A 26,585-nucleotide genomic window follows, 5' to 3' on the forward strand; every position below is an offset into this window, starting at 1 on the left:
TTTATAAATTTGAAGAAATTATTTAAAGTGTACTTTAAGAGGAGGCTTAAAAGGTTATAATGCTGACTATAAAAGAAGTTACTGAAATAACGAAAATAGCCGCACACACCCTTCGATATTATGAAAAAGAGGGCTTGCTTCCACATGTTAAAAGGAACGATAATGGAAAGCGTCTATACGACGAAGAAGATTTAAGTTGGATACACTTTGTTACAGCACTTCGGGCAACAGGAATGCCTATTGCTCAAATTCAGAAATACGTTTACTTATACAAAGAAGGGGACTCAACAATTTCAGAACGAAAATTGATGATGCTCAATCATAAAAAAGAAATAGAGCGAAGCATAAGGAATCTCTATTTTAACTTGGATAAAATAAATTATAAGCTTGCTCTATATGATGTTTTAGAATCTCAGATTGAACGAACTAGTATTAAAATATAGGATAGATAAACCCAGACAAAAACCTCTTAATAGAAGAAAATTTCAATTAGGTAATCGTAGCCGGATCAAAACCGTGAGGGAATATTTCTTCAAAATGGTCCTTTCTCTCATATAAATTAAACCAAGTGTCTGCAATAGCATCCGGGTCTCCTGCTGTACCTGGTTGTATCATGGCTCCGATCGAAAGATGTCCGATAAATACGCCTTTTTCCTTCAATTCATTGTGCAGGTTTGCAGCATAATTACGAATGCCCGCCCCAACAATTCCCGCATTCCCAGCATAAGGGATAGGAAACATGGTAGATACACCCGTTGTAAACAGAATTGCACCAAAATCGTTATTTATCATATCCGGTAGCACCTCATTGACGGAAAGAACGGCAGGCAGCAAGTAGCTGTTCATTAATTCTGACACACTTTGAGGCGTAGTTCCTAGCACGTTTGTGAAATTATCCCCTTTGGCATAGGGACTAAATTCCAGCACATCAATCGAACCAAACTCCCTTTTTACTGATTGAATGGCTTGTTTTAATGCAGCTAAGTCCGTGATATCCGCAACAAAAGACTGCGATTGAATATTTAATTTCCGAAGTTCAGACTCGATTATTGCTAATTTCTCAGGGTTACGTGCAATGGCTGCTACCCTAAATCCATTCTCTCCGAATTTTTTGGCGAGAGACAAGCCTAATCCAGGACCTGCACCAACAATGGCAATAGTTTTCATTTTTCGTTTACTCCTTATCTCTGATATATTAAAGTAACGTTTGTTGCTTTAATAAAAACTATACTTCCATTGAAATAAGACAACAATCAACAATCACGTGTGAATGTTGCTATAACGACAAAAGTGATATATTGTCAGGAAAGAGGAGAGAAAAATGGCATCAAAAGTAAGAAATTTACGTAACACACATACCAAACAGTCATTGATTAATGCTTTTTATAGCTTGGTTTCTAAAAAGGATTTTGAAAAAATCACAATAGCAGATATAACAAAGGAAGCACAAGTTAATCGGGCTACTTTTTATGCACACTTTAATGATAAATACGATCTAATAGAGTACCTTATGGGGGATTTCGCCTCGGTTTCTATCAATAATCGGACTTCAGGTATTGTGAAGTTTGATCAGGACAGTATAAATCAACTTGTTTTGGCGGTATTGGATTTTTACCAACAACCGAACATTGAATGTCGCGGTAGCTATGGTGGCTTGATGTTGCCTCAAATGAAAGAAAAAATACTAAACGAATTGAAGATTTTCTTGTCGAAAAGTTTGGAGCATATTTATACGGAAAACGAAAAGAATATGTTTGCGCCAATTTTTGCACAAATCATCCATGAAGGAGCCGTGCAATGGGCCAGCGGCAATATCACTATGAGTAAGGAGGAGGTCGCCAAAAAGATCGCACTATTTATAACAGATAAATCTCATTTTTTTGAAGGAACATTAAGAACATTTCGCTAATAGATAAGCAAAGGATGGAGCTGTGAGAAGGACAGTTCCATCCTTAAGTTCCCATTTTCATTTGTAGATACAAGGAATAAAAAATAAGAACAGCTATGTTTAATTTCTGTAACGGAATAAAGGATGAAATATGAGTTGCATTATAAGAAAAGATAACATACAATATCAACATATTAGTGATTGATCAATCAATAAACATTATATTGCGGCATAGAAGTGTTGCATCATGAATTTTTCGAGTCCGTACCGGGTTCCGACGAAGCGACGCGAACGGCTTGGTTGAGACAGATCGAAGAGATGGCATGCAAAGTGTAAGTTAAATTATTATTGGATATTTCTGGCCATAGGAAGGGAATTGCCTCAAATAGAAAACAAGCCTGAAATATGAGAGAGCCGATAACCGCGTAATAGGGTTATCGGCTCTGTGTCTGTACGGCTAGCTCTTTGACATGCGTTTATCAGCAACCTCTCGGTATGTCACTTGTTGCTGGTCTTCTTGATCAAGTCCACGCCATCGTATGCCAGACTTTCCACACTTGCAGCCTTCTGAAGTATGTAATGATTAAAAAAGTTCTTCGTATAGTCTGTAACAAGATTTCGCATCTCCATAGCATCCCGTTCGCCTCTGACTTCCTCATTAACACTGGTAAACACGATGTCGCAGTAATCTAAATGCCCAACACGATCAACAGAGAAATAATAGGTTTCCATGCTATTGTTAGCGCCAATTATCGCATTCATGTTATAGTTAGGTTCACAAAACAGCAGCAAGAAGGGTTTCTTAAGGTCGCTGCCCTGAAGGCCGAACGCACCGCTATCCAAGCCAATCCCGCAGGCGAACCGGTCGTCGTCCCGGCAAACAATCGCCGTCGTAGCCCCTCCAAAAGAATGTCCGACTATGCCCATGCCAATGTCAAGCAACAATCTGCCCTTAAAGATGGAATTCTGCTCTCCAGAGTCCAGTTTGTAAAGATAATCGGCTGCATACCTTACATCTTCTGCCTGTAATTCACTAAACTCTGTTAACTTGGCAAGTATCGGCAGTGTAAGCACGTTATGGCACATCTCAATGGCAGTTTCATCGTCAGGCCGCATCTCCATCTTACCAGCCAACGCCAGCATCTTCGGATCTTCAGAAAACGCCATAATGACATCCGAAAAATCCGTTGATACATTAAACAGGCGCCCATCTTTACGCTTATACATCGTGCTATTCTGATGGCCGATGCTTACCACAACATATCCCATGCTTGCCAAGTCTGTACAGATCACTGTACCCCATTCTGGAGAACCGCCCCCGCCGCAAACATAGAATAACACCGGATAGCGCTTTTCCTTCCCGGAGAGAGCAAGGTCGTCGTAACACTGGGTCTTGATATCTATAGAGAAAACATCCTTCAACGCAGTGACAAGTGGCTGCTCATTAAACATCTCGTAGACTTCAGGAAACATGTACGTTGATGAAGTCTTACCTTCGCTACTGTCGGACGGATAGTACACAAACGCCGTCAGTTCTCTTTTTGAGTGATCTGATGCCGTGTACTCAAAATCCATTTGGGTTCGACCGACAGTATAGCCGCCAATTGGTTCAGGAAATGCGTCATAAGTTTTCATTTTCTTGTTCCCCCTTAATTATTAAAAGTGGCGAATGTGAAATACATATACTTCTACTCCTTGGCTTTCTTGAGATCGCTAACAATTTCAGAATATTTATGATCTTCAAGCAGCCCATGACCCATAAAGTCAGCAAAGTACTTGCTAATCTTATGTTGCAGCTTAGAGTCCTTAATATCGAATTCCCTAAAAAACATGACTAAATTAAACTGCATTGACTCAAACATAAAAGAAATCAGGTCGTCGTCAATATCAGGCCGGAGATATCCATCAACCCTCAGTCGGCGTAAAATGTCCTTGATTAAGGGGAATGACTCGCCCTTTAGCACATTCAGATATATTTTAAGCAAAATGTTCTCAGGAATGTGTAAAAGTGTTTCAGTGAGTTTGATTTCCAACTCATTCAGTGGCTCGGTCACAATGCCATTAACGTTACCAAATATGCCAGTAAGGAAAAACTGGAAAAGGGAATCTTCATTACTGTTATTAAAATACGCAGCTCTTTTCTGGGTCACATTACGTATTAAGAGACAATAAAGGTCATCTTTGTCTTCAAAATACCGATAAAATGTTCCGGGGTGCATGGACAAACTATCCAAAACCATCTTCATAGTTATATCCTCGTAAAGATTATCAACAAAAAGATGTATAGCGCTATTCGATATTTCCTCGCGCCTTGCTTCATCTAAACGAAAGAAAGTATTTTTTGGCATAGATTACTCCTTAATGTGAAGTGTGAATTGATTCATACTATACTGATAATAAATTCACATGTCAAGTAATTTGCATTCTTCTAGTTGGAAAGAATGGAGAGGAAGAACCACGTGATTTTGATGAAAATGATCCTATTCTCAGAAGAAGCACTGACAGGCACCATCGGCACTTCTGACGAAGGCAGCACTCCATACCTATACGCTGGCCCAAAGATACCTGCTCGTCTGTATCCGTGCCAAGTATCTTTATCGTTGCTTCAATGAATGACGCAAGTGGCATTGCTTGGACATATGTTGAATTATCAATATATGTTTTATATAGTGAATGTATCAGGGCGATAAATGGGGCTCAATGGTTAAAACGAGCTCGGTTGTTGATTTTTCAACAGAGGGCTTTGAAGTGATTATTTTTTGAAAGGGATAAAGGGGAGAAAGAGATGACCAGGCGTATTCAAAAATCGAGACAAGCGATCATGGAGGCTTTTATGAGGCTGATGTCAGCAAAAGAATTCGAGAGCATAACGATCAATCAGATTGCGGTAGAAGCAAATGTCAATCGAGGAACGGTGTATTTGCATTTCGATGACAAGTACGATCTGCGCGAGCAATGTATAACAGCTCAAATTAACCAGTTACTTCGACATTGTATGTCTGGAGATGATTGAGCGTAATTCTTTTTAGTAAATATAAGAAAGACATATGTACAAAATACGAGTTTTGTGAATAAGTAATGTTATTGAAATATAGAACCGGCCTAAACCGGCTCTTTGATTGGATTAATTTGCTTTCTACTTATCCATATTATTCACGGCTTTTCGCATCTCTTCATCCGTTAAATGCGTATAAATCATCGTAGTTTGAATTGATGAATGGCCCAATTGATTTCTTAATCTCGGTACGTCGTTGTTTTCTTGATGATAGCGTGTCGCAAAAGAATGTCTTAACGCGTGTACCGTTAACGCCGGTTTGCCGAACGCTGCCGCATATTTTTCGATCAGCTTCTCAATGGCTCTTGGCGTCAGCCGGCGGTTTGTGCCTTTGCGGCCGATCGGAGCCGCCAAAAACAAGGAATTTTCCGACTTGTCCGGCGCATATCTTGCTTCCCGGACGCTTAGGTAATTTTCCAGGTCCGCTAAAGCTTGTTCGCTAAAATACACGTATTGTTCTTTATTTCCTTTACGGATTACCCGGACCAATCCTTTGTTCATATCCAGATCGCCGTTGTTGATTCCCGCTACTTCCGATAAGCGCAGTCCGGAACCAAGAATCAAGGAAACGATCGCGGTGTCTCGCTCGCGATTAAACTCATGGAAACGAAAAATTCGCTTGTTGTCTTTGTTTTGCGCGCCAAAATCATAAGCCACAAACTGCCGGAATCGCTCAAAATCATCGTCCCGTAAAATTTTTCCTTCAATCCGGTTGGCGAGCGTTTCCTGGCTTTCCTTAACGGCGTTAAATTCTATTTTGGCCATAACATTACGTTGAATATACGGCTGTAAATCCTCGGTTTCCGCTTTATTTTGCAAATAATCGAACAGCGATTTTAACGCGGACAATTTGCGGTTGATCGTATATTTGTTGTTTCCCAATCGGTACTCTAAATGGGAAAGAAAATTTTCGATCTCGCGAACCGTCAATTTTTCCAAGCTAGGTAATTCAACGTCTTTGCGGCTTGCGGCTGCGAGCTTTTCGGCGATCAGCCAGTCAAAAAAGATAATAAAATCATGACAGTAATTCAGCAGCGTCGTCGGCGATAATTTGCGTTTGCGGCTATCTATGTATTCGGTCACGTACCAAGGCAGTTCATTTAACTTTTCATCGATGCGATTCATATAACGTGCTTTTAACGTTTTATCCATGTTGGGCTCGGCACCTCCTAAACCAAGCATAATTCATTTATAATTATTCGTCAAATTATTATTTTACGTAATTATATAAACTCCTGCAGCTGGACTAAAAAGCTCATGCCCAGCTGCAATCATATTAATTGCTCGTATATTTTACCCAGTCATATTCAGCGTACAACGGATTCGCTCCATTATAAGAACCTAACCAGTCATCCACTCCGGTTCCGTTCCATAGATTCATCATAATTTTGCCTGGCGTACTCGGAATATTCGTGGTGGCTGTATGTTTCAGAACACCGTCTACATACCATTTAATATACCCTGGCTGCCAATCGAAAGCATAGGTATGGAAACCCTTTGATGCATCAAAGCCAAGAGAGATAACCTTTTCATGACCGCCGACCCCATTGGTATAATAGTTAAACTGCACTTTTGTCGTGTCTTTTCCTAGAAATTCGATATCTATTTCATCCCATTGTGTGCCATGAGCAGGTCCTGTATACGTGAAAAAGGATGAGACAATTCCTGTATTTTTGGCTGGCTTCATACTGACCTCGTACAGGCCGTATCCGTAAATGTTCGTTGATCGGTACTCCCCGCAGTCAAATTTGTTGTACGCAGAACTCGTTAAGCCCAGCTTGAGCTTTCCATCATTTGTAAAATTAACATTGTTGGCACGCCATGTGCAATTGAACACTCCCCCATTGGAATACCCGTCTGCCTTTTCCCATGTACTCGGATTAAAATAACTTAATGGTTCCCAGAACACATTCCCCGCAAAAGCGCTTACAGAAAAAATCAAAGAAAACGCAAATGTGGTCACCAGTGTAAAACAAGACTTCTTTTTCATAATACACCTCCAGAACGATTTTAAATATGAACGAAGTTGTGGAGCCATGATGTTGGAATATTTTCCCTGGGTATTTATAGTATAGCGCTTACATTGAAATGCGGCAACCTGTAAATAAATACCCGACCAGTTTTCCCTGATACCAGTCGGGTTCTAACAAACGCTCCTACTCTTTCCCGCCCACCATAAAATACAAAAACCACACGGCATGATTTTGTTCATCGAAAACCGTACGTCGAAATTGTTCCTTGATATTAGGATCGTGCGCTTTATCTGCGATTTCCAAGTACTGATCAACCGTTTTTTGCTCATCCAAAAAAGCGCTGATCACTCCTGACCGGTAATCGGCCGGGCATCGTTCCGTTTGCCGTGGAGTCGCTTGCGTGCCGGTTAACGAAGTATAAAGTTGCAAGAAGCTGTGATAATGCCGAATCTCGTCCTGGCGGATTTCCATAATTCTCCTCTTTATCTCTTCATCCGGAGCCATATGGGCCAATTGTTCGTAGCAGATGATGGCGCTGTATTCACCGTTAATGGCTTGCACGATGTCAGGAATTAAATTTTGGTCGGATGTAACACGAAACGGATCGTAAAAACTAAAATCATGGTACAAGCTTACCTTCCCCTCTCGCTCTTCTCAACTCTAGGCTATGAGCCCATAGGCGTTTTGGTGCATGGCCCGCAAAGGGGAATGGTTCTCCGGTTCGCGCTGTTTTTCCGCATCACTTGCTAACGTTCGAACATGAACATGCTCTGCTGAATAAAATTAGTTGTAGGTGATGCCATATGCGAAATAAGGGCGGTTTGACAAGCTGGGAAGAATTCGAAAAGCAAATGCTGGAGCAGTTTCCGTTTCTGCCAAAGAACTTCACGCAGGGGAATCCCGCCAGAAATTTTTCCTGGGTAGGCGACTTTGTCCAAAAGCAGCTTCAAAAGTCCATGCCAGCCGATTTCAATATCCCTATCTTCAATAACAAGACGGCGAATTATGATCTTTACGAAACACACCGCAATCTAATCGTCCGATTGCCCGTTTCGGAGGATTTCTCTCTAGACCAAACAAAAGTCTCGGTAAATCGCAACAAGCTGCGGATTGTTTTGCCGTCCGGGGAAAAGCGGGAAATCCAGCTCAAAAAACAAGTGAACCCTAAACAGGCCCGCGCAAAGTACAAGGAAGGAATTTTGGAAATCCAAATGCCTAAGTTGCCGGAACACCAAAATTTTCACGATGTCTTTGTCGAAAGCGAAAACGAGGAATAACCGTTTAGCAAAAATACGCCCCGTTGCACAGCCGCAACGGGGCGTTCTCCTCCGGTTTTAATCGAACAGTAAAGTATCATTCCTCATACCCGTCAAGCAGGATTCCTCCATATGGCTCTAACGCCCGGCTGCAAGCCCTGACCAGTTCGCCCGGGTCATCCCGAAGAAACAGCGTTTCCAGCCCCTTCTCCAACTCCGCGGCAGTTTCAGGAGCATAATTTTGCAAAAACCGGTATAAATGCTTCCCCTCGCCAAGCCATTGATCGTTGGCCCGCAGGATAAACTCGCTTACTAATATGAGGAGCTTGCCGGCCACAAACCATTGTTCACAGCGTGGAATTTGGCCGTGCAAATCGGTGATTTTGTCGGAAATCGCATATCTGGCGAAATCAAGTTCTGCCTGCGACCAGGGCATCGGGCCATACTGCAGATCGTTTCGCGCCTCTTCGATAAATTTCAGACCGCTTTGCCGCGAAGCCAAAACAACGCCTCCGGCCACCAGTCTCAGCAAAGTGGGATTGGCCGCCTGCACTCCTAAATCGTAGTATTCCCTGTAATTCTCCGGAGTAAGTACCGTACATTCAATGATCCAATCCATGAAGGAGCTTACTTTAAGAACATAACCCGGATCCTCTTTTTCAAAAACGACGATATCCAAATCCGAAGCCGCATCATGCTGGTTTAAACTGGCGCTGCCGCCCAATACCGCTAACATGCAATCGGGATATTGCTGGGCTACAAATGCTTGAGCGGCCTCCGTTGGCGAATTTCGCATAGAATCCCCCTCCCCTCCGTATCAATAAATTATATGAACAAACGAATCGGCGTAATCCTTTTTAAGGAAGTCGTACATCACATGAAGGGAAGCATACCGATGTCTGATACAAATTGTCAGCCGCATACGCATGAGTTTTATGGGTCGACATCCATCAGTTTAGGCCATCGGCATAGGGTCCGGTTTTTTACTTACCCTATTAATGGAGGCCCTGGTGACTGCCACTTTCATCGCTACCAAGGAATCACCTATACCCAGGATCGGCATTTTCATCGGTTCGCAGGCTACACCGGTCCGCCGGTTTATTTGCCCGACGGATCACATTTTCATAGGGTTGACGATGTTGTGGATGACGAGCCGTTCGAATTTAGAGGCCAATATTATATAACCGTGACGGGCATCCCGCGGCATCGCCACAGTTTTCAGGGGCAAACTGGTCCCCCACTGGGTTACGAACCTTCCAGTTGGTGAAAGTAATCGATATATTTATCCGTCGCTTGCAGCAGATCATCCTTTAAACGCCGCTCAACCTGTTCATGCTGTTCATGCAGTTCATGCTGTTCATGACCGTTTGCCCCCTCTTGCAATTGGGCCACATAAAAGGCAAGGCGGTCATCAACTTGCCGGATCATATCGTCCATGATGTTCTGCAGTTGATCGGCCGTGAGGTTCATATTGCGGTGATTCGCTTTCTCGGCGAGCAAAGGGGCGATATCCTCTTTTATGTATCGTTGCACTTCGATTTTGATGGTTTGGACAGACGATTCAGTTGGATCATCGGAGTTCTGGCCCAGCGAAACGTCCTCCTTTTGTTTGCCGGCTACCGATAAATCTTCAATCTTTCCTTGATCATTAGGGCTGATCCCGATGATCAAAGTGCCGTTGAGATTCTCCACTTTCAACTGCTCAAAATTGTAGTCTATCTTATCGACATGTTGCCTTGGCATGGATTTCAAGACCTCAAGCTGCTTATTCAGCGCCGAAATATCGTTTTCCAGTTGAGACAATTTATCGTATTGCCAGCGCAAGGCGTGATTGATTTGATCCAGCCAATGATTGGGGGAATATCCCGACAATGGCCCCTCCTCCTTTCTTGTTCTTTATCAATGTATGCCAATCCATCGCCCGTCTTGCAAAGCAATTAATCACTTGGGATAAGATGCCTGATGTGCTTGGTGCGATTCTTCGCGTCAAGTACCGCGGTATTGCCGATTTGCAACCCGGCGGAAGTTGAAAGGCCTATAATATAGAGATTGTTCACGCCAATGCAGGGGGTTTTGTTCGCTTGCGTAAAACTGACTTCCTCATTGATTTCTTGGGTGGGAAACGGTTGAAAGAACACGGGCATCTTCTCAAGCTTCCCCTCATCACCCCAAAAGACAGGAATTTGGCGCTGTAAGGCGAAAACTTGCGATTCCGGAAAGATTCCCCATACATCTCCCACATGAACAAATGAAGAATAAATGACCAAAGTGACTTTTAGCCGATTAACACAAGCTGTCCGCATCATGGTCTACCTCGCAAAAGGGACAAGCGGCCCGATAATGAGGGATTCCGGCGGAGTATCGAATATGGAGGAGAGCCGAATGGAGCCGGTATCCCCAACCAAAACGACTGATGAACTGCCCACGGCGATGATTTTAATGTTGTCCACCAAAATTTTATCGTTTGTAACATCCAAGCAAATTTTTTCGTTCACCCTTTTCACACCTTCCGCTTTGGCATTCAAGATCGGTGATCATCGCCCGGTGGCAAAAGGAACCACCGGTCCCGGTAAGGCACCAGGAGCAGTTGGGGCTGCCGTCGGGGCGGGGCCCGTAAACCCTCCGGTATTGTACAGATTGGATAACGATTTTATGATCCCGGCTGTTCCGATTTGTAAAACGGAAGAATTTGAAATGCCGTTAATCCGAATGCACTGAATCGAAATGGTTTGCTGAATTTGTATCATTAGGCTAAGGTCCCTCCCTTAGTAACCGAACCATCGATAACATCGGGGTCATTAGTCAATGTCGCACTCAAGCCGCTGTTTGTAACGGGAAAATCCCCGGTATTAAACGATCCCGAGCCCGCAAAGGTTTTCGTGGCCGACTGCGGGGAAATAAGCAGAGTATCGCCAAATTGCACCACTCCACCGGAACTGATGTTAACGATCTTTATATTTCCAACGATGGCAGGCATTTGTTTTACACCCTCTTTCTCCGATTCGTCCCGCAGCTTAAAAGTCAATTTGTTTTCCGGGCTGGGTAAATATCCCGATTTCTCGGTCATTTCATCATATGGAGTAAAAAGCCATTTCGTTACGGTTTCGCATAAATTGTCATACGGCAAAAAACCGCCCCACGCTAAAGGTGGAGCGGTTTTTCAGGTTTAAAACGGATGTATCGGTCCTATTCGTTCAGCGCGGACATAATCATCAGCACTAAATCGCTGCGGGTCACCTGCGCTGTTTCTTTCAGATCCAACCCGCTCAAAGCCTTGCCAGACACCGCGGAAATCAAGGATGCGGCTTCTTTAACGGTCAAATGTTGCTCAGGGCGGAAAGCGGTGTCCGCGAAGCCGTCCGTATATCCTGCCTGCTTAAGCGCGGATACGGCAGACAATGCCCAGGGCTCGATGCTAGCTTCGTCGGAAAATCTGGTTTCCCCGGCGGCGGCGCTCAGATCAAAAGCCCGGCTCACCATGACCGCAAATTCGGCGCGGGTCACGAGTTCATTCGGACGGAACGTCCCGTCGCCATAACCGTTGATAATGCCGGCAGACTCTGCCCGGGCAATGGCCGACTTATTGGAATCGTTAGCGATATCCTTAAACCGGGAAGCCGCATTCTCCGCTTCCGCTCCGCTGGTTGCGCCCTTATCCCCTGCTTCGGCCGGAAGCGCCGCTCCTTTCAAATCCGTGATACGGCCATCCGTCTTCTGGTTGACCGTACTCAATTTGTCCAGGTACTCGCGGAACACCTCATAATCGACCAGATTCAGTTCATAGAAACGGCCGGCGTCTTTGGCCTGCTTCATCGAGCTGTAGAAGTCTCCACCGTTCGCCATGTAGGAGTTGGTGGCCACGATGTAATTACCGTTCGGATCGATGTCGGAGTATGTGCCGTCCTCATTCTGAATTTGTACTTTAACGATGCGATGTCCGGATTGCGTTTTCTGTCCGGTTACATCGTCGACGACTTCAGGCTGTTTGGTCGAGTCATAATAGAAGCGCAAGCCCGCAACCTGCGGGAAACGGCCTTCCCCGTTTTCGACGCCGCTTACGCCGTTCTCCAATGCCGCAGTGATTTCATTACCGGTCATCTTAAGCGCGGTTAAGTTATTGCCGAAAGGCATCGTCGTCAGCAATTCGCCAAGCGTAATATCGCCAGCGTCGATCGAGGCGCGAATGCCGCCGCCATTTTGAATCGTTACATATCCTTTCACATCGGGTTCCTTGACGATGCTCATCACTTTCGAACGCATGCCATCGGCTACCAAATCGCCCAGGTTCGTCTCCTGCTTGCGCACGCTGTCGCGTTCGCCGTCAAGGGCAATGTCCGATTCGCCGACAACGGTTTTCTTCAACTCTTCCAGCGGAGCGGCGTATTCGGCCAGTTTGGCTGCCGCTTCCGCATCGCCTTTAATCATGTAATTGTCAGCATCATCCTGCGCATTAAGGTCGATCAGCCCGCCTTTCCATTCCGTCAGTACGCCTTTATCGTCAAACGTCACATCCAGTTGGCCCAAATGCTCGTCATATTCACCCGTCTGAACGATCAGCGTCGGTTCCGCGTCAGCGTGATGCACTTCGGGAACATCAAGCTGCGTGTGGGAATGGCCGCCGACGATGATGTCGATGCCGTCCACCGCTTCAGCCAGTTTCTGATCGACCGTATATCCCAGATGCGATAATACGATAATTTTGTCGATGCCTTCCGCTTCCAGCGCATCCACCTGCTTTTGCGCACTTTCCACTTCATCATTAAACTTAATATTTGGCCCCGGCGAAGACAATACCGAAGACTCCGGTGTGGTGAGGCCGAGAATGCCTATCTTCTCTCCGCCGATTTCCTTGATGACGGCCGGATAGATTTTTCCTTCTTCTCCGGGTTTTCCAAGCTCGCTCTTCGCCATACCGTTAAGCGCCGGCTCCGTGCCGAAATCGACGTTCGCGCTTACGAACGGGAACTTGGCTTGTTTCACAAACTCGGCCAGCGCCGCGGGACCTTTATCGAATTCATGGTTCCCGAACGTCATGGCATCGTATTTCATTGCGTTCATAAAATACAGATCCGCCAGGCCGTTAAACTGATTAAAATAGAGCGTCCCCGAAAATACGTCGCCCGCATCCAGGAGCAGGGTATTCCACGTTCTGGCTTCCTGCACGGCCGTAACCCGGCGGCCGATGTTGTCCAGATGGGCATGTGTGTCATTCGTATGTAACACCCTAAGCTGAAACTCCCCTGATCCGTTTGCGTTTTCGGCAGCGCTGACCGGCGTCCCCCCGGCCGTACCGGACACAAGTCCAGCCGTAATGACAGCGGCCGCAAATAGCTTGCCGAATGACTTGTTCCCCAACTGCATAAAACCCATTCCTCCTCATCCCATATTGATGTACTACATAAATAAATATAAGTTTAATAGAGTTGGCTGTAAACAATTCAAACAAATCATGCGAATCCCTCCGGATGACCATAATCAGGAAAGATGCTATACTGAATGTAAGCCCCCTGCGGGCTTATTTTCTTTAAGGAGGACTGCTTGTATGAGAACCATCAACATGGTCACACTTGGTTGGGAAAAACAAGTTGGGGGTGATATCTACTATGAACCCTAGTTTTAATGCCCTCGACGGAACCAGAACGCATTTGGTGAACCAGCTCGTATTTTTTGACGAACAATACCCGTTTTTTGCGGATACTTATCTATTGGGATTGACCTATCGCGATCGAAAAATGATGGACGATCTCCTGCGCAAATACACCGCCGGCTTGATATCCATGCTGGCGAACGATGACCATGCACTTCAAGAAATGCTTCATCAAGTCGTTTTGATCGGAAGCAGTGTGAGAGTGGAGTTTGAGGAAGATGGAACAACGGATTTGTTCACCGTGGTATACCCCACGGAAAGCGACCCTGACAACAACCGGATCTCTTTTATTTCCCCGATCGGCAGGCAACTGCTTTGTGCGGAATGCCATTCTCCCCTTGCCTTGGAGGTTCCGGACGGAACACAGCGGATTCAAGTCCGTGATATAAAATACGCTTATATCGGCGGATTTCATGATCAATAACTATCACGCCTTAATCCATCCCCCCGCTTAGCGCGCGGGGGATATTTCCAAAAACGCTCAACTCAACGCGTTTAGCATAAACTCATAGATATCCTGGTCGCTTAATACTTCGTCATCGGGGGTCACGATCTGTTGAACTTGCAAGCCGTATTTTAACGTGGCAAACAACTGCGCCACCTTTTTTGCGTCGATATGCGCAGGAATCACGCCATGCCGCTTGCCGACTTCAATCCAAGTTGCCGAATTTCGGATCGCGGTTTCGTGATAGCGCCGAAGAATATCGTCCACGGCTGGCTTATCCCTTTGGCTAAGCAAATAAATGAAGATCAGGTTGGAAACACTGTCCGGACTGGCGGCGTGCTGCATTCTGCCGGATACTAGGTTCAGCGGTCCCTGAATATCGGCGGGTTTGCTGGCGGCTTGAGCCACGGATTCGAAATAAAGCTCATTCGTTTTCTCGAATCCGGATTCCAGGATCAAAGCGAACAATTCGTCTTTGCTTTTGACATAATGATAGATCGCTCCTTTGGTGAGACCGCTCCGGTCGGCGATGTCTTGCAGCGTGGTGGCCCGGCAGCCTTTTTCCAAAATCATTTCTTCCGCCGTTTCCAGCAGCAGCTTAAGCGTGGGATTCATCGTTTTATCATGCACGGCTAAATACCTCCATTATATAAGCGGTGTTCATTTCGACGGTTGCAGGCTTGGGGAAGCCTGCCGTTTCACCCGTTTCACGTAACGAACGGTCCACCAGATCGCCAGCCCCACGATTCCATAACCGGCAATCGGGGATACCGCAAGGAATGACGGGACCGACAGAGTGTACACCAACCCTACCTTGACGGCCGCCTCCAGTACAAGGGCAACGCCCCACACGGCGGTAAGAAGCCGGAAGGTATGCCGGAATCTCGGCAAGCTTCTCCACTTCTCGTCCATATTCGCATCGTGCCCGGTAAATCGCTCGGCAAAATAATAAATTAGCGGACGGGTAAACAGCAAGGAGAGCAGAAATAGGACTCCCATGATCCCCGTAACATACGACTCCCTCAGCAATATAAACCGCTCGTCACCGCCCAGGAGCACCGCAACAGCGCCTAAAATCAGGCCGATGAAAATAAAGGCGGAAAATACATCCGCTTTTCGCGATTTAATCAGACTGTATAAGGAATCAACAAGCGGGACAACGGCAGCAGCCGATAGTGCCCATAAGCTGCCAGTGTGTTTAATGAGCAGGGTGTAAATCAGATAGGGAAGCACAATGTTTACAGCTAGCGTGATGATGATTTCTTTTCGCGTATGGTTCATCTTGGTTGAAGTCCTTTCTTTAACATGAGTTTGGCTGAAATGTTCCATACCTTCGGTAGGTATTTTGAATTTTACATACCTTCGGTAGGTATGTCAAGTGTTTTGTTGTGGATTTGAATAACATCGCTATGGCAAGGACAACTTATGGATGATTGAAACTTCTTCCCCAAGTTTGTGATATTTTTCATTTCAGGAGGTCTTCAGTAATGAACAGTCAACGCGCTAAAGAAATCGTCGCTTCGCCGACAATGGTAAACGTAACCTGCGATGGGGTTCCGATCTTCATTCAGCATGTGGATGAAAAAAACGAAACCGCCAGAATCTATCCACTGGACGAACCGGAACAAGAGAGGAACGTGGCTCTTTCCCAACTTCACGAGCATTAGTAAGCAGGAGGCGATGCGTGATGCATCCCTCCTGACTTGTATTTCTAGTTAACATAACAATATTTATGTTTCGTTATTTTTGATCCAGGATAGCGGCGTTAATACCGTTCAAGAAAGCCTGGCCGCTCGCTTTGATGATATCGGTGTCCATGGCCCGGCCGACGTACATTTTTCCGTGATAGTCAAGCTGGATATTGACCCGGCCCACCGCTTCCTTCCCCCGGGAAATGCTGTTGATTTTGTAATGCGTCAGATGAACGTCCAAACCGGTCAACGTTTTGATCGCCGTGTACAAAGCATCGATCGGTCCGTCCCCGACGGCGCTGCCTTTAAACTCTTCCCCATTTTGCATGAGCACCACGGTCGCGGTTGGGCACAGATCATTCGTTACGACCTGGAACGACCGCAATTCAAACAGCCGGCTCCCCTGCTCCGCTTGTTCCCGCTGATCGTTCAACAAGTAGTACAGATCGTGATCGTAAACCTCTTTCTTCGCATCGGCCAGGGTCAGGAACTTTTGAAACACGCCCTCGAATGCGTCAGCATCGGACGTATCGAAGCCCAGCTTCGCGATCGCATGCTTGACCGCGTGTCTGCCGGACCGTGCGGTCAGCACCAGCTCCATGCTCTCCGCCCCAACCTCTTCGGGAGACATGATTTCATACACTTGTTTATCCTTGAGCAATCCGTCCTGATGGATGCCGGAGGAATGAGCAAACGCGTTTTCGCCGGTAATCGCCTTGTTGGCCTGCACATCAAGCCCCGTCAAATGCGTCAGCAGCCTGGACGTTCGGAGCAGCTCGGTTGTGTCGATGTTCGTGCTGCAGCGGTACAGTGATTCTCTGACCTTCAGCGCCATGACCGTTTCCTCCAGGGAGGTATTCCCCGCCCGTTCCCCCAGGCCATTGATCGTGCATTCGATTTTTTCCGCGCCGTTTTTGACCGCGCTCAAGGTATTGGCCGTGGCCAAACCAAGGTCGTTGTGGCAGTGCACGCTCAGTATGACCTTGTCGTTCAAGTTTTTCAAACGGTCATGAATTTTCCGGATCAGTTCGCCATACTCCTCCGGTATCGCATATCCCACCGTATCGGGAACGTTAATCATCGTGGCGCCAGCCCGGACAACCGCTTCGATCGTCTTCCACAAATACTCGAAGTCGGCCCGCGAGGCGTCCTCCGTCGAGTACTGCACCTGCGGCAGCAGCGTCTTGGCGTATTTGACCGCGTCAACGCCCATTTGCAGCACCGCATCCTTGGAGCGGTTGAATTTCTTCTCCACATGCACATTCGATGCGCCAAGCACGATATGGATCAGCGGGTCCTGCGCGATCCGGATGCTTTCATAAACCGCGTCAATGTCGCTTTTTACCGCACGGGCCAGCGCCGTAATGCCGGCGCTATCGCCCACGCTCCGGGCGATTTCCTGAACCGCCTGGAAATCCCCTTGCGACGAGGCGGGGAACCCGGCCTCGATAATATCTACACGGAGGCGCTTCAGCTGCTGCGCAAACTCCAATTTTTGCTGTACGTTCAACTTGGCCCCAGGGACCTGCTCACCGTCTCGTAAAGTCGTATCGAGTACGATTATTTTGCGATTCATCTGAAACTCCTCCTTGATCATACGATTAATAGGTTATGGAATCTATGTGAAGCGGGGCTGATTAAACCCGGACTTTAACCAACAAAAAAACCCCGTCTCTACAATAGAGACGAGGTTTAACCCGCGGTACCACTCTAATTCATTTCACACGCTGAAATGATCTCTTTCGATGGCCAACACCATCTATCCTTGTAACGGCGGAATCCCGGCTTACCCTACATATCAGGCAGCTGTTCATAGACGAGTTCAAAATGACGAGCGCTGCCGTTTCTCACCAACCAACGGCTCTCTGAAAGGTCCGGTCATTTTTACTATTTCTAATCAACACAATTGGCCATATGGAATTATAGGTAATTATATGCACCCCAAGCGCCATTGTCAACCGGATTTTCTCGTTCGCTTACGGAAATTGTGCATGTGCGGAGGGGCAGATGGCTTGTTGATACATATACTGCATTAGATTTTCAATTAACGGCAAGGAGATGGAAGCCCCTTGAAACGGAAAAAGAAAAAAGTAAAGCTGAAGCAATTTACTCCAACTCAACCGAGTCAAAATCCGTTCTCCCCCACCTTCTTTAATCCCGGGGCGGGATTGCCGGGAATTTTCGGGCCGGCGCAGCAGTCAGCGGGTCCTCCCGCCGCTTCGCCCGGTTTTGGCTCCCTCTTTAAAGGTTTGGGCGGATTTGACGGCATTTTGGGCACCATGGGCAAGGTTCAAAAGATGTACGGGATGTTCAAGCAGTTTTACCCGCTCATTAAATTGTTTTTCCCCAAAGCGGCTACGGCAAGCGTAAGAAAAGGCAGAGCACGCCCCCGGCGGACCGTAAACACAAGAAAAATCAACAAGCAGAGGTGACTTCTGACCAATCAGAAGTCACCTCTTTTTCTAAAAACCCGTATGCGGGACACCTGCTTCGAGGTATCCCGCATACGGGCGGTAAATCCTAAATCCCGTCATATGCGTTTTCCTGGTTCAAGTAGATTTAGATCCAGGCAGTCAAAACAATTACCAAAAGGATGAACAAAACCAGGATGACTCCGGTGCTCGTAAAACCGCCTCTAAAACACGACATCGGTGATTCCTCCCTTCCTTTCAATCTACTTAAGCATATGACGCGATGGAAACGTTGGATTGGTTGGATGCCCCGGAACGAAAAAAAAGGCAGGTTTCACGATGTAACGATTTGCATTTATCCTCGGAGATCCGCTTGTTCGGGCTGTACCTGAACATGCATGTGCCTTTCGGCTTCATCCCAGGGCACGGAATAGGACTGGCCCTTCGCGCAAAAAATGGAGGATGAGGTATAGGCCGAATCCCCATTTTTATCATAGTTTTGAAGGCGGATGACTTCTCCAGGATTATGGCAGGCTTCATAACCGCCGAACTTCAGCGAGATGGAACCTTTGCCGTGCGTCATGGACGCCAAAACCGTACTGTAATCCAAAAAAGTAGCGGCGGGAACGACGCCGGTGATCACCGCCAAACTCTCCGTCAGCTCCGGGGGATCAAACCGGCCATGAGCCTGCTGGATATCGGTCAGCACCTTGCCCAAATGCTCCGTGTCCACTTTGATTTTTACGTGGTATACCGGTTCAAGCAGCACATTTTCCGCCTGCTCCAAGGCTTGTCTGATCGCCCGGAAGGACGCTTCGCGGAAGTCTCCCCCGCTGGTGTGCTTGTTATGCGAACGGCCGGTGAGCAAGGTAATCTGCACGTCCGTGAGCGGCGAACCGGTCAAGAGCCCGTGATGCGCTTGCTCCGTCACATGCTGGCCGACCAGGTTCTGATATCCTCCCGCCAGTTCGTCGGGATGGCATGCGTTCACAAACGTGACACCGCTGTTTCGCGCCGCCGGAGCCAGCCGCAAATGCACCTCGGCATAATGGCCAAGCGGCTCGAAATGGCCGCAGCCGTATACCGGCCCCGCAATCGTCTCTTTATAGAGAATTTCGGGGGGCCCGAAGGATACTTCAAGACCGAAGCGTTCCCGCACCACCTGCCGCAAAATTTCAAGCTGTATCTTGCCCATGACGTGAATATGCAGCTCCTGCAGATGCTCGTCCCAGCTTGTCCCCAAAGCCGGGTCTTCCGCATCCAGCATTTGGAACACCCGCAGCACTTCCTTGATATGCATCGCGGGTTCGAACAGCACTTTGGATTGCAGGGCCGGCGCAAGTTGGGGCGGAGCAGCATCCAGGATGGCGCCGACGCCCTGCCCCGGGAGCGCCGAGGTTAATCCCGTAACGGCAAACAACTCGCCTGCGCTTACCGAATCGGTTTGGGTGTAGCGCTGCCCGTTAACTTTCTGGATGGTCGTAATTTTCTCCAATTTACGGGCTTCCTCCGTACCATATTCCACTTCCCCCCGCACCCTCAGCGCGCCCTGCAACGCTTTAATGAACGTAATCCGTGCCCCTTGCTCGTCATGGCGGATTTTATAAACCCGTCCCGCAAAAGGAAGCTGATCGTCATAGGCAGTGACCGTCAGCTCATCCAAGCGCTCTAGAAAAACATCGATGCCGGTATCCAGCAGCGCCGACCCTTGCATGCAGGGAAACACCTTCCTGCCGCGAATCAGGCGGATCAGGTGTCCGGTCCACTCCCGGTCGTCCAACGTCCCCTCAAGATAAGGCTCGAGCAGTGTTTCGTCCCGTTCCGCAAGCCAGGCCTTCAGCGAATCCCCCCAATGGTTCGGGTCAAAGGCGGCAAGATCCAGCGCGTTATCGGTCAGCTGCCGGCGGATGTCCGCCAGTACGCGTTCCGGATCCGCCCCGGTACGGTCGATTTTATTGATGAAAAAAAACGCCGGAATACCGTATGCCCGGAGGAGCTCCCACACCGTTTCCGTATGGCCCTCCACCCCTTCAACCGCGCTGACGATCATGACGGCGTAGTCCAATGTTTGTAAAGCGCGTTCCATTTCCGCCGAGAAATCGACGTGCCCGGGCGTGTCCAGCAAATAATAAACGGAATTCCCGTACGTTATTTCCGCTTGATCGGCAAACACGGTGATACCGCGCGCCTTTTCGATCTCGTGACCATCCAAAAAGGCGTTCCGGTGATCCACTCTCCCCCGGCTGCGGATCGCCTGCGTACGATACAACAACGCTTCGGCAAAAGTCGTTTTGCCTGCATCGACATGGGCCAGCAGGCCGATCGTTTTGTTCAACGTCCATGCACCTCTATTTACGGACCTGTCGTCCGTTCTATCTATCAGTTTTTAAAGCTGTGGATCGGCGCCGGAATGCGGCCGCCCCGCTCGATGAACGGCGCGCAGCCAAACGAGTTGACCGGCATGATCGGCGCATAGCCAAGCAGACCGCCAAATTCCACGACCTCGCCGACATCCTTGCCGATCACCGGAATGATGCGCACGGCGGTCGTTTTATGGTTGACCATGCCGATCGCCGCCTCGTCGGCGATAATGCCGGAGATCGTCGCTTTGCTCGTGCTGCCGGGGATCGCGATCATATCCAGCCCGACGGAGCAGACGCACGTCATCGCCTCCAGCTTCTCCAGCGTCAGCGCGCCGCGCTGCACCGCTTCGATCATGCCGTGGTCCTCGCTGACCGGGATGAACGCCCCGCTGAGTCCGCCAACATAGGAGGAGGCCATCACCCCGCCTTTTTTCACGTTATCGTTCAAAATCGCCAGCGCGGCCGTTGTGCCCGGCGCTCCTGCTTCCTCCAAGCCCATCGTCTGGAAAATTTCCGCGATGGAATCGCCGATTTCCGGCGTCGGTGCCAGCGACAGATCGATGATCCCGAAAGGCACTTCCAGCCGCTTGGACGCTTCCTGGGCAATCAGTTGCCCGACCCGGGTCACTTTAAAGGCTGTCCGTTTGATCGTTTCGCACAATGTTTCGAAGTCTTTGCCCTGCACTTCCTCCAAAGCCCGCTTGACCACGCCAGGCCCGCTAACGCCGACGTTGATGACGCATTCTTGTTCGCCTACGCCGTGGAAAGCGCCGGCCATAAACGGATTGTCCTCGACAGCGTTGCAGAACACGACCAGCTTAGCACAGCCGATCGAACCCCGGTCCGCCGTCCGTTCGGCGGTGCGCACGATGATGTCGCCCATCAGCTTGACGGCGTCCATATTAATGCCGCTGCGGGAGGAGCCGACATTCACCGAGGAGCACACCCGCTCCGTTACGGCCAGCGCTTCCGGAATGCTTTCGATCAGCAGGCGGTCGCCGGCCGTGAAGCCTTTTTGCACAAGCGCGGAAAAGCCGCCGATAAAATTGACGCCGACCTCTTTGGCCGCTCTGTCGAGCGTTTCCGCGACCGTCACATACGTATCGGTTTTGAGACCGCCTGCGGCGATCGAAATCGGCGTCACGGAAATCCGTTTGTTCACGATCGGAACACCAAACTGTTTTTCGAGATCCTCTCCGGTTTTGACCAGGTTCTCCGCAAGGCGGGTAATTTTGTCGTAGATTTTCCGGTTGAATACGTCCATATCTTCATGAGCGCAGTCCATCAGACTGATGCCCATCGTAATCGTACGCACATCGAGATTCATTTCCCGGATCATCGAATTCGTTTCCTGCACTTCCACGCGTGAAATCATGTTTTTCTCCCCTTCCCGTTCCTTAGATGCGGTGCATGATGTTGAAAATATCCTCATGCTGCAGCTTGATTTCCACGCCGATGGATGTCCCTAACTGCTGCAGGTCTTCGACGAGAAGCTCAAACGATTTCGACGGCGCCGAAATGTCCACGATCATCATCATGTTGAAATACCCTTGAATGATGGTCTGCGATATATCCAGAATGTTAACGTTATGATCCGCCAAATACGTGCATACCTTCGCAATAATGCCAACCTTGTCCTTCCCGACAACCGTAATGATTCCTTTCAAACGACGTTCCCCCTTTTGATTACGGCTCCGCCGTCTTTCGCGGCAGGCCGTCCGCTTCGCTTATTATGGCAAAAGATAGCGGAATCTTCAATAAAAAAATCCGCAAAGAAACTCCCCCTGACGGGCTTTCGCGGATGGTTACAAACATTCACTTTGTACCGGTGTAATCTGCAAAGAACTTCATTTCATGGAGCGATTTTTGCTTTCTTTTCTCGGCGCCTATGTTTTGTGTACCGTTGCCGTTCCCCGTATCTTGGTCCGAACACTCCTGACGCCGCACCCCCTGCTCCAGCTTCAAATCAATAAAATCGACCACCTGCTGCAGGGAGGCGATTTGACTGACGATGTTTGCCCGGTGATTCATCAGGAGCTGGACGAGCTCGGGATGGTCGACGGGATCGGCATCGGCACTTACCTTCAGAAACGGGCGCATTTCGTCGAGTGCCATCCCCGTCTTTTTCAGGCAGGAAATCAGCTTGATCGTGTCGACATCCTCCGGATAGTAAACGCGGTGGCCGTTTGGTTTGCGCTCGGCTCGCGGGAGCAGCGCGATCTTCTCATAATAACGGATCGTGTCCTCGGAAATTCCGGTTTGCTCCGCGGCTTGTTTGATCGAGAAATCTTCGGTTTCATTCATCCGGTTCCCCTCCAGCAGTTTAGCTTTTATTTGAATTTTACAACTTGGAGCTGGCTCCAAGTCAAGCTTGATATGTCTTTTTGAAAAATTTCTGCAAATCCCGCCTTGACTTGGAGCCGGCTCCAAGTCATACAATGTGCCCTATCAGCAGGGGAACCCAAAATTCCGAAAAAAATAGGAGGCATCATGATATGAACACAAACCAGCGGGAAAAAGTTTCGTTAATCACGGGGGCAAACGCCGGTATCGGGCTGGAGCTTACCCGGAAGTTATTGTCCGAAGGCTGGCAGGTCGCCGCTTTGATCCGGTCCGCTTTTCCGGCGGACGATGCGTTGATTAGTCAAGCGGCAAACGGCGGGCAGTTGAGAATTTATCAAGCTTCGGACCTATCGGACTTTGACAGCTTGAAGCAAGCTTTGGATGAGGTTAAAGCAGGAGAAACATACATCGATGTGTTGTTCAACAATGCCGGCGGGAGCTTTCCCGAGCTGCGCTTCTCCGCACAGGGGCGCGAGCTCCATTATGAGTTGATGACGGTCGCTCCTTATATTATTTTGATGGAGTTGCAGGAGCTTTTAAAAAACGGCCGCCACAAAACGGTGATCAACACCTCGTCCGCCGTGACAAATATGGTGAAGCCGTTCGATCCGGATTCGCTGGACCGCCCGAAAACGTTCCGCAAGCTGCTGGGTCCTTACGCCACCTCAAAGCTGGCATTGTCGCTTTGGACGCAGGCCGCAGCTCCGGAGTTGGCCAAGGAAGGAATCAAAATCCGCAGCGTTGACCCAGGCAGCAACAACACCGCGCGAAAAAGCAAAAAATCCGGGTTGCCGTGGTATGTGAAACCGATGATGAAGCTGTTTTTCCAGCCGCCGTCTTACGGGGCAGGACGGTTGTACGACGGGGCGTTAGGACCTCACGGCGATCTTGCCGGCGTGTATTTGGAAAAAGGCCGAGTTAAAGAACTAAATTACACCGAATTCGCGCAAAAGGTACTGAACAAGGTCAAAGCGGTTTATGAGCGGGAATATCTTAAAAGTGAATGAAGACTGGCTAACAGAGCGAGCCTCCTTTTCCATTCCCGGATCAGGAGGCTTGCTTAACATGCTTAATAGGCGGTCCATCCGGCATCCGCCGTGATGACGGTGCCGTTCACAAAGCTGGAATCGTCGGAAGCGAGGAACAACGCCACTTTGGCGATTTCATCGGCGCTGCCTAATCGCGGATTAATAGCCATGCCAAGCTGTTGTCTGGAAGCGCCAAACGGATTGATATTGGTCATCGAAGCTCCGATATTTGTTTCCACGCCGCCAGGAGCGATCGCATTGCAGCGGATGCCTTTTTGAGCATACATGAACCCGGTGTTTTTTGTAAATCCGATCACGGCATGTTTGGAAGCGGTATACGCCGCGCCCGCGCGAGCTCCGTATAACCCGCCGGCGGATGCAACGTTGACGATCACGCCGCTTTCTTTTTCCAAGAAGATCTTCAGCACTTTCCGGGTTGCACGCATTACGCTTGTCGTATTGACGGCAAACACCCGCTCCCACTGCTCATCCGTGATATCGCCGGCCGGCTCGAAATTATCCATGATCCCTGCATTGTTCACCAAAATATCGACCGTGCCGAAAGCTTTAACGGCCGCATCCACCAACTGCTGAATGTCTTCCTCCACGGCGACGTTTGTTTTCACGGCTTGAGCTGTCCCGCCTGCAGCTGTGATCCGTTCAACCGTAGCGTTCGCGCCCTCCAAATTCAAATCCGAGACCATGACCTTGGCGCCTTCCTTGGCAAACAGCTGTGCGATTTCCCTGCCCATTCCCGATGCGGCTCCCGTTACGATGACTGCTTTGTTCTCCAGTTTCAAAGTGTGTTTCCTCCAATTCGCACTATTAAAATTTTAAACGTTTTCAATCATTATTATAATACCCATCCCACAGGTATTTCCATCAGCAAAAAAAGAGACTTGCTCCTTCGCGGAGCAAATCTCTTTTTCCATTTCTATTATGGAGTTTTAAACAGTTTGCCATGAAATCGCTCAAGCCTGGTCAGATACTGCTTCTTCAGCAAAGCGAACAGGACGGCGTCAACAAATTGATTTTTCTCGAAGAAACATTCCTTTAAATAACCCTCTTCGTGAAATCCGATCTTCTCCAGCAGGTATCTGGAACGAATGTTGTCCGGGTCGATAAAGGCTTCAATCCGGTTTAAGCCCAAATCCTCAAAGCCGAAACGCAAAATTTCCTGCAGCACCTCGCTCATCACGCCTTGACGCCAATATTCCGGGTCCAGCTCGTAGCCGATTTCCGCCTTTTGGTGCTCTTGAGACCAGTTATGGAAGCCGCATGTACCGAGGACCCGGTCCCCTTCCGATTTGACCGTGATCGCCCAGCGAAACCCGCGGCGCTCCAAATAGCGGCTGTTCCAGTTTTGGATCAGCTCTTCGGCCTGCCGGAGACTTTCAAACCGCTCCAGGTCGTAATATTTCGTAACCTCGTCATTGGAAAAATAGTGGAACAGATCCTCGGCATCTCCCGCGGTCAATTTGCGCAAAATAAATCTTTCCGTCTCCAGCTGGGGGAACAGCTTCACGGCAACCGCTCCTTTCCTATAACATTACGTCGTAATATATTATAGGTGAGGAACCTTGCCTATTGAAAGTGCCAAATCTATTCAGCCTGGTCAATCACGAGTCTAATGCCGATGCCAAACGGATCGGTCAGTCTGATTTCCCGCCCTTGCTCGTCCCGTTCATAAGCCACCTGGGCAGCCGACAAGCGGCTTTCCACGGCCCCCAGGGCCGCTAGGTCCGGCAGCGCCGTCGTGAAATACCGCAGCCCCACCGCATCTTCCGGGGACGGCGGAGCGCCTTCGCCGGCCCACGTATTCAGGCCGATATGGTGATGGTATCCGCCGGCGGATACAAACAACGCCGCCCCGCCGTAATGGGCGGTAATTTCAAAGCCGAGGATTCGGCAATAGAACTGCTCCGCCATCCGCAGGTCGCCAACATGAAAATGAACATGCCCGATCCGAGTCTCCGGCGGTAGTCCCTTCCACTCGGCTCCTTCCGAAACAGCAAGCAATCCGTCCACGTCCACCGGATCGGTCGACATGATATATTCGCCGCTTGCGTTACGCTGCCAGGTATCGCGCGGGCGATCGGCGTAGATTTCAATGCCGTTTTGATCCGGATCGTTTAAATATAACGCTTCGCTTACCAGGTGATCCCCTTGCCCAATGGGAATCCGATTCTTGATCAGATTGCGCAGCGCCAAACCAAGCGCGGTCCGATCCGGCACCAGGATTGCGAAATGGTACAGTCCGGATACCGACCGCTCCGGCATCACCCGGTACTGTTCGTTAGCTTCCAGGTACAGCAGCGGTGTCTTCCCGTCGGCCGTGAGCTCGGCGACGTTTCCGTTATGTTGCAGTACACTCAGGCCAATCACATCCCGGTAAAAAGCCACCGACCGCTCCAGATTGCGGACTTTAAGATAGACGCTGCCGATTTGGGCAGCGGGATGAATGGATACATGCTCAGACAAAATG

Annotated in this window: 32 protein-coding genes, 1 pseudogene and 1 other annotated feature; of the genes and pseudogenes, 9 read left to right on the top strand and 24 right to left on the bottom strand. The window is 48.6% G+C overall.

The window, feature by feature from the left end; all coding sequences use genetic code 11:
* The first annotated feature begins 59 nt into the window (after positions 1 to 59).
* Entirely contained in the window at positions 60 to 443 is a 384-nt protein-coding gene (locus ACLD72_RS08110; protein ID WP_410998969.1) for a MerR family transcriptional regulator, read from the top strand.
* 46 nt (positions 444 to 489) lie between these two features.
* Here ACLD72_RS08110 and ACLD72_RS08115 read toward each other — a convergent pair whose 3' ends face one another.
* Positions 490 to 1,167 carry an SDR family NAD(P)-dependent oxidoreductase gene (locus ACLD72_RS08115; protein WP_410998970.1) on the bottom strand — a complete coding sequence of 226 codons (678 nt, stop codon included), beginning with the start codon at positions 1,165 to 1,167 and terminating at the stop codon, positions 490 to 492.
* A 154-nt stretch (positions 1,168 to 1,321) separates the two neighbouring features.
* On the opposite strand from ACLD72_RS08115, the gene ACLD72_RS08120 reads away from it, so the two are divergent.
* Positions 1,322 to 1,909: a TetR/AcrR family transcriptional regulator gene (locus tag ACLD72_RS08120; protein WP_410998972.1), complete on the top strand. Its 588-nt coding sequence runs from the start codon at positions 1,322 to 1,324 to the stop codon at positions 1,907 to 1,909.
* A 477-nt stretch (positions 1,910 to 2,386) separates the two neighbouring features.
* Here ACLD72_RS08120 and ACLD72_RS08125 read toward each other — a convergent pair whose 3' ends face one another.
* A complete protein-coding gene (locus ACLD72_RS08125) occupies positions 2,387 to 3,523 on the bottom strand; it encodes an alpha/beta hydrolase (protein ID WP_410998974.1) in 1,137 nt (378 codons plus the stop codon).
* Between the two features lie 53 nt (positions 3,524 to 3,576).
* Complete coding sequence (locus tag ACLD72_RS08130) at positions 3,577 to 4,236, bottom strand: TetR/AcrR family transcriptional regulator (protein WP_410998976.1); 660 nt, start codon at positions 4,234 to 4,236, stop codon at positions 3,577 to 3,579.
* 437 nt (positions 4,237 to 4,673) lie between these two features.
* Between ACLD72_RS08130 and ACLD72_RS08135 the strand changes: the two are divergent.
* A pseudogene (locus ACLD72_RS08135) lies at positions 4,674 to 4,898 on the top strand (TetR/AcrR family transcriptional regulator); the annotation flags it as partial.
* A 126-nt stretch (positions 4,899 to 5,024) separates the two neighbouring features.
* On the opposite strand, the gene xerS reads toward ACLD72_RS08135, so the two are convergent.
* The 3 genes from xerS to ACLD72_RS08150 form a co-directional block, all read right to left on the bottom strand.
* A complete protein-coding gene (xerS, locus tag ACLD72_RS08140; RefSeq protein WP_410998978.1) occupies positions 5,025 to 6,095 on the bottom strand; it encodes a tyrosine recombinase XerS in 1,071 nt (356 codons plus the stop codon).
* Between the two features lie 124 nt (positions 6,096 to 6,219).
* Complete coding sequence (bglS, locus tag ACLD72_RS08145) at positions 6,220 to 6,933, bottom strand: beta-glucanase (protein ID WP_410998980.1); 714 nt, start codon at positions 6,931 to 6,933, stop codon at positions 6,220 to 6,222.
* 166 nt (positions 6,934 to 7,099) lie between these two features.
* Complete coding sequence (locus tag ACLD72_RS08150; RefSeq protein WP_410998982.1) at positions 7,100 to 7,546, bottom strand: ferritin-like domain-containing protein; 447 nt, start codon at positions 7,544 to 7,546, stop codon at positions 7,100 to 7,102.
* Between the two features lie 173 nt (positions 7,547 to 7,719).
* On the opposite strand from ACLD72_RS08150, the gene ACLD72_RS08155 reads away from it, so the two are divergent.
* The gene (locus ACLD72_RS08155) at positions 7,720 to 8,193 is read left to right on the top strand and encodes an Hsp20/alpha crystallin family protein (protein ID WP_410998984.1); all 474 of its coding nucleotides are present in this window, start codon (positions 7,720 to 7,722) and stop codon (positions 8,191 to 8,193) included.
* Positions 8,194 to 8,269: 76 nt separating this feature from the next.
* Here ACLD72_RS08155 and ACLD72_RS08160 read toward each other — a convergent pair whose 3' ends face one another.
* Positions 8,270 to 8,968, bottom strand: a complete 699-nt coding sequence (locus ACLD72_RS08160) for a nucleotidyltransferase domain-containing protein (protein WP_410998986.1) — start codon at positions 8,966 to 8,968, stop codon at positions 8,270 to 8,272.
* Between the two features lie 99 nt (positions 8,969 to 9,067).
* Here ACLD72_RS08160 and ACLD72_RS08165 point away from each other — a divergent pair, with 99 nt between their 5' ends.
* Positions 9,068 to 9,439, top strand: coding sequence for a YmaF family protein (locus ACLD72_RS08165; protein WP_410998988.1), 372 nt, complete (start codon positions 9,068 to 9,070; stop codon positions 9,437 to 9,439).
* Here ACLD72_RS08165 and gerPC read toward each other — a convergent pair.
* The 6 genes from gerPC to ACLD72_RS08195 all read right to left on the bottom strand — a co-directional run bounded on the left by gerPC (position 9,418) and on the right by ACLD72_RS08195 (position 13,533).
* The gene (gene gerPC / locus ACLD72_RS08170) at positions 9,418 to 10,044 is read right to left on the bottom strand and encodes a spore germination protein GerPC (RefSeq protein WP_410998990.1); all 627 of its coding nucleotides are present in this window, start codon (positions 10,042 to 10,044) and stop codon (positions 9,418 to 9,420) included. The two genes, ACLD72_RS08165 and gerPC, sit on opposite strands and share 22 nt — an antisense overlap.
* A 65-nt stretch (positions 10,045 to 10,109) precedes the next feature.
* Positions 10,110 to 10,478: a spore germination protein GerPE gene (locus ACLD72_RS08175; protein ID WP_251587322.1), complete on the bottom strand. Its 369-nt coding sequence runs from the start codon at positions 10,476 to 10,478 to the stop codon at positions 10,110 to 10,112.
* Between the two features lie 3 nt (positions 10,479 to 10,481).
* Positions 10,482 to 10,655, bottom strand: a complete 174-nt coding sequence (locus ACLD72_RS08180; protein WP_251588812.1) for a spore gernimation protein GerPD — start codon at positions 10,653 to 10,655, stop codon at positions 10,482 to 10,484.
* A 51-nt stretch (positions 10,656 to 10,706) separates the two neighbouring features.
* Positions 10,707 to 10,919: a spore germination protein GerPB gene (locus ACLD72_RS08185; protein WP_410998992.1), complete on the bottom strand. Its 213-nt coding sequence runs from the start codon at positions 10,917 to 10,919 to the stop codon at positions 10,707 to 10,709.
* Positions 10,919 to 11,239 (bottom strand): spore germination protein, encoded by a 321-nt coding sequence (locus tag ACLD72_RS08190; RefSeq protein WP_458475687.1) that lies wholly within the window; start codon positions 11,237 to 11,239, stop codon positions 10,919 to 10,921. The genes ACLD72_RS08185 and ACLD72_RS08190 overlap by 1 nt, the downstream gene beginning before the upstream one ends.
* Before the next feature lie 119 nt (positions 11,240 to 11,358).
* Positions 11,359 to 13,533, bottom strand: a complete 2,175-nt coding sequence (locus ACLD72_RS08195) for a 5'-nucleotidase C-terminal domain-containing protein (protein ID WP_410998996.1) — start codon at positions 13,531 to 13,533, stop codon at positions 11,359 to 11,361.
* A 242-nt stretch (positions 13,534 to 13,775) separates the two neighbouring features.
* Here ACLD72_RS08195 and ACLD72_RS08200 point away from each other — a divergent pair, with 242 nt between their 5' ends.
* Entirely contained in the window at positions 13,776 to 14,243 is a 468-nt protein-coding gene (locus ACLD72_RS08200) for a GreA/GreB family elongation factor (RefSeq protein ID WP_410998998.1), read from the top strand.
* Positions 14,244 to 14,300: 57 nt separating this feature from the next.
* On the opposite strand, the gene ACLD72_RS08205 is transcribed toward ACLD72_RS08200, so the two are convergent.
* Both ACLD72_RS08205 and ACLD72_RS08210 read right to left on the bottom strand, forming a co-directional pair.
* Complete coding sequence (locus tag ACLD72_RS08205; RefSeq protein ID WP_458475690.1) at positions 14,301 to 14,894, bottom strand: TetR/AcrR family transcriptional regulator; 594 nt, start codon at positions 14,892 to 14,894, stop codon at positions 14,301 to 14,303.
* A 30-nt stretch (positions 14,895 to 14,924) separates the two neighbouring features.
* A complete protein-coding gene (locus tag ACLD72_RS08210) occupies positions 14,925 to 15,545 on the bottom strand; it encodes a VC0807 family protein (protein WP_410999002.1) in 621 nt (206 codons plus the stop codon).
* Between the two features lie 206 nt (positions 15,546 to 15,751).
* On the opposite strand from ACLD72_RS08210, the gene ACLD72_RS08215 reads away from it, so the two are divergent.
* Positions 15,752 to 15,931 carry a small acid-soluble spore protein H gene (locus ACLD72_RS08215; RefSeq protein WP_410999004.1) on the top strand — a complete coding sequence of 60 codons (180 nt, stop codon included), beginning with the start codon at positions 15,752 to 15,754 and terminating at the stop codon, positions 15,929 to 15,931.
* A gap of 73 nt (positions 15,932 to 16,004) precedes the next feature.
* Here ACLD72_RS08215 and ACLD72_RS08220 read toward each other — a convergent pair whose 3' ends face one another.
* Positions 16,005 to 17,531 carry a 2-isopropylmalate synthase gene (locus ACLD72_RS08220; protein ID WP_410999006.1) on the bottom strand — a complete coding sequence of 509 codons (1,527 nt, stop codon included), beginning with the start codon at positions 17,529 to 17,531 and terminating at the stop codon, positions 16,005 to 16,007.
* A 102-nt stretch (positions 17,532 to 17,633) separates the two neighbouring features.
* Positions 17,634 to 17,865, bottom strand: a binding site (T-box leader).
* A gap of 159 nt (positions 17,866 to 18,024) precedes the next feature.
* Between ACLD72_RS08220 and ACLD72_RS08225 the strand changes: the two genes are divergently transcribed.
* On the top strand, positions 18,025 to 18,387 hold the full coding sequence (locus ACLD72_RS08225; protein ID WP_410999008.1) for a hypothetical protein: 363 nt from the start codon (positions 18,025 to 18,027) through the stop codon (positions 18,385 to 18,387).
* Positions 18,388 to 18,514: 127 nt separating this feature from the next.
* Here ACLD72_RS08225 and ACLD72_RS08230 read toward each other — a convergent pair whose 3' ends face one another.
* From ACLD72_RS08230 to ACLD72_RS08250, 5 genes are all read right to left on the bottom strand, one after another.
* Positions 18,515 to 18,604 (bottom strand): sporulation protein YjcZ, encoded by a 90-nt coding sequence (locus tag ACLD72_RS08230; protein WP_128633637.1) that lies wholly within the window; start codon positions 18,602 to 18,604, stop codon positions 18,515 to 18,517.
* A 117-nt stretch (positions 18,605 to 18,721) separates the two neighbouring features.
* On the bottom strand, positions 18,722 to 20,701 hold the full coding sequence (locus ACLD72_RS08235; protein WP_410999010.1) for a GTP-binding protein: 1,980 nt from the start codon (positions 20,699 to 20,701) through the stop codon (positions 18,722 to 18,724).
* 44 nt (positions 20,702 to 20,745) lie between these two features.
* Positions 20,746 to 22,104 carry a PFL family protein gene (locus tag ACLD72_RS08240; RefSeq protein WP_410999012.1) on the bottom strand — a complete coding sequence of 453 codons (1,359 nt, stop codon included), beginning with the start codon at positions 22,102 to 22,104 and terminating at the stop codon, positions 20,746 to 20,748.
* Positions 22,105 to 22,126: 22 nt separating this feature from the next.
* Positions 22,127 to 22,396 carry an ACT domain-containing protein gene (locus ACLD72_RS08245; protein WP_036622993.1) on the bottom strand — a complete coding sequence of 90 codons (270 nt, stop codon included), beginning with the start codon at positions 22,394 to 22,396 and terminating at the stop codon, positions 22,127 to 22,129.
* 148 nt (positions 22,397 to 22,544) lie between these two features.
* Positions 22,545 to 23,033 (bottom strand): MerR family transcriptional regulator, encoded by a 489-nt coding sequence (locus tag ACLD72_RS08250; protein ID WP_410999014.1) that lies wholly within the window; start codon positions 23,031 to 23,033, stop codon positions 22,545 to 22,547.
* Between the two features lie 191 nt (positions 23,034 to 23,224).
* On the opposite strand from ACLD72_RS08250, the gene ACLD72_RS08255 reads away from it, so the two are divergent.
* The gene (locus tag ACLD72_RS08255; RefSeq protein ID WP_410999016.1) at positions 23,225 to 24,079 is read left to right on the top strand and encodes an SDR family NAD(P)-dependent oxidoreductase; all 855 of its coding nucleotides are present in this window, start codon (positions 23,225 to 23,227) and stop codon (positions 24,077 to 24,079) included.
* 62 nt (positions 24,080 to 24,141) lie between these two features.
* Here the strand turns inward: ACLD72_RS08255 and ACLD72_RS08260 are convergent, their stop codons facing one another.
* The 3 genes from ACLD72_RS08260 to ACLD72_RS08270 form a co-directional block, all read right to left on the bottom strand.
* A complete protein-coding gene (locus ACLD72_RS08260) occupies positions 24,142 to 24,900 on the bottom strand; it encodes an SDR family oxidoreductase (RefSeq protein WP_285889889.1) in 759 nt (252 codons plus the stop codon).
* Positions 24,901 to 25,037: 137 nt separating this feature from the next.
* On the bottom strand, positions 25,038 to 25,625 hold the full coding sequence (locus ACLD72_RS08265; RefSeq protein WP_410999018.1) for a GNAT family N-acetyltransferase: 588 nt from the start codon (positions 25,623 to 25,625) through the stop codon (positions 25,038 to 25,040).
* A 77-nt stretch (positions 25,626 to 25,702) separates the two neighbouring features.
* Positions 25,703 to 26,581, bottom strand: coding sequence for a VOC family protein (locus tag ACLD72_RS08270; protein WP_410999020.1), 879 nt, complete (start codon positions 26,579 to 26,581; stop codon positions 25,703 to 25,705).
* Positions 26,582 to 26,585 lie beyond the last annotated feature (4 nt).

It is taken from the genome of Paenibacillus lacisediminis (assembly GCF_046567315.2).